Annotated in this window: 2 protein-coding genes; one reads left to right on the plus strand and one right to left on the minus strand. The window is 65.9% G+C overall.

Annotated features, from left to right (window positions below; translation table 11 throughout):
- A partial coding sequence (locus tag ACRCSW_RS00825; protein ID WP_438702103.1) for a TetR-like C-terminal domain-containing protein occupies positions 1-355 on the plus strand: 355 nt, incomplete at its 5' end.
- A gap of 196 nt (positions 356-551) precedes the next feature.
- Here ACRCSW_RS00825 and ACRCSW_RS00830 read toward each other — a convergent pair.
- Positions 552-2,628 (minus strand): xanthine dehydrogenase family protein molybdopterin-binding subunit (locus ACRCSW_RS00830; RefSeq protein WP_438702104.1); only part of this gene is annotated, 2,077 nt, incomplete at its 5' end.

Genomic DNA, 2,628 nt, shown 5'->3' on the forward strand with positions numbered 1-2,628 from the left:
CGATGTGCTTGCCTTCCTGATCCGGTTGAGAGCGGTCCTTCGCCATCCTTTGGTCCGTCGCATCCTGCCGGATCTGCACGCTGAAGCTGCGCGGTCTGCTCCGATGCGGGTTCTGAACACCGAGCTCGCCAAAGCGCGCAGGGCCCAGGCGCAGGTTATCCTTGACCGCGCAATTGAGCGGGGTGAGCTGAGCAATGCCGTTGATCGCGATCTGGCCCTCGATCTGCTTCCAGCACCGCTCTATTGGCGGATGGTGGTCCTGGGGATCACGCCGACGCGCAATCAACTCACTGCCGAAGCAGCCGCCATTGTTGCGGCGATACAGGGTGCAGCTTGCCCGCCTGACGCTTGCTAGGGGAAAATCCTCAGCTGCCCGAATGGCGGCTGTGGGCTAAGAAAACGGACGTTGCCTAAACTGCCCATTCTGCCCAACCTCATGCGTTTCTGTCCCTGACGGATAGGACCCTTTTCTCGCCCGCTACGACCAGCGATAGGCTGGCGTCCTTCTTTAAGTTGGTGTCCATGTGCGCCGTCGTGTAGGCCCGCAGGCGTCAGGCCTCGGCGGGCGGCAGGACGGTGCGGATCCGCCGCTCGCCGATGGTTTCGGGGATCGCCAGCGGCAGGCTGCGCAGGCGGCGACCGGTCGCGGCAAAGATCGCGTTGCCGATGGCGCCAGCGGTGGGCACAACCCCCGGCTCACCGACACCGCAGGGTGGCAGATCGCTCTCGACGATGGCGACGGTCACATCGGGTGCATTCGCCAGCCGCTGGACGGGGAAGTCGTGGAAATTGCTTTCCTGAACTGCGCCGTCTTGCAGCGTAATCTTGCTCATCAGGGCGGTGGTGACGCCAAAGAGCGCGCCGCCTTCCATCTGGCCCGCGACCTGATCGGGATTGATGATCAATCCTGCGTCGATGGCGCAGTAGATGTGGTCCACCACGATCTCGCCGTCCGGCGCAACCGTGACTTCGGCCACCTGCGCCACGACGCTGCGGTAGCATTCCTCGATCGCAATGCCGCGACCGCGCCCGGGTGCCATCGGCGTGCCCCAGCTCGCCAGCTCCGCGACCCGGTTCAGGACCGCGAGATGCCGCGGGCTGTCGCGCAACAAAGAGCGGCGATAGTCCAGCGGGTCTGCTCCGGCAACCACGGCGCATTCGTCGATGAAACTTTCGGTGAAGAAGGTGTTGAACGAAAAGCCGTTCGACCGCCAGAAATGGATCGGCATGTGGCTTGGCACGTGCTGGCTTTGCATCCGGCGGGAGGGGAAGGCATAATGCGCCTTGTCCAGCCCCTCGACCGTAAAAGCATCTCCCTCCGGTCCGGGTGTGAAGGGAAAGTTGCGCGAGGCGATGGAGTTCATGGCCGCCTGCGCCGCGACAAGCGCATCATGGGCTGTTGGCAGCCCGTCTTGCCCAAGGGCCGCGCGCAGCCTTGTGGCGGCGTGGCTGCGGAAAAGACCGCATGCGATATCCTCTTCACGCGACCAGATCAGTTTCACCGGGCGGCCCTGATGCCGGGCGGCCAAAAAGGCGACCTGGGCGATCACGTCCTGATCGCTCCGCCGTCCGAAGGCGCCGCCGTTCTGCGTTATGTTGACCGTGACCGAGGCAGGTTCGACACCTGCCCAACCCATGCCACGCGCCACGCCACCCCGCGTTGCTGTGGCGTTCTGCATCGAGGCCCAGACCTCAACCGCGCCATCTTCGCGCAGGATCGCCGTGGCATTGATGGGTTCCATGCAGGCATGGGCCACAAAGGGTGCGGTGTAGTCAGCCTCAACCACCACCGCACCGGGCGCGGCAAAGGCCGCGGACACATCCCCTTCGTCGATATGGCTGTAAGGCCCGTCGCTTTCCATCGCCTCGGCCAGACGCCGGCTCATTTCGGCGCTGTCGACCCCGTCGGCCTCTGTCGCTGTCCATTCGATGTCCAGCCGCCCAGCCGCCTGTTCGGCCTGCCACCAGGACCCGGCGAGCACCGCAACCTGGCGTCCGTCGATCACCGCCACGTCCACAACCCCGGGTTCGGCCCGAACGTCGGCCTCGTTCAGAAGGCGGGCGATCTCTGCCCCGAACACGGGTGCCTGGCGGATAGCCGCGTGAAGCATGTCGGGCAGGACCACATCCATGCCGAAAACCGGCTCGCCCCGAACCTTGGCGGGAATGTCCACCCGTGGCTGCGACCGACCGATGAGCCGCCATTCTGATCTCGGGGTCAAAGCAGGCTCGTCCGGCGGTGACAGCTGCGCCGCGGCTCCGGCGAGGTCGCCATAGGCCAGCGCCTGTCCGGAGGCGGCATGCCGGACAAACCCGTCGCCGTCCGTCGAAAGCTCGGCCTCGGGTACGCCGAGTTCTGCCGCCGCCGCCGCGACCAGCATCTGCCGCGCCGCAGCACCAGCCAGCCGCATCGGATGCCACATGCCCATCGTCGAGCCCGACGCGCCGGTGGCGATGAACCCCATCTGCCCCAGAACCCGCCGTCCAACCCAGGCGACAGGGCCCGCGGCCTCCTCCGGCCGGATCTGGAGGACGTTGAACCAGTTCGAATAGGCTGGGTGGGCGTCGGTCGGAAACACGACGCGGATGCGATCGTCGAAGGGGATGCCCAGTTCCTCGGCCACGACG

Source organism: Tabrizicola sp. (assembly GCF_051645465.1).
In the GTDB taxonomy this organism is placed as follows: domain Bacteria; phylum Pseudomonadota; class Alphaproteobacteria; order Rhodobacterales; family Rhodobacteraceae; genus Tabrizicola.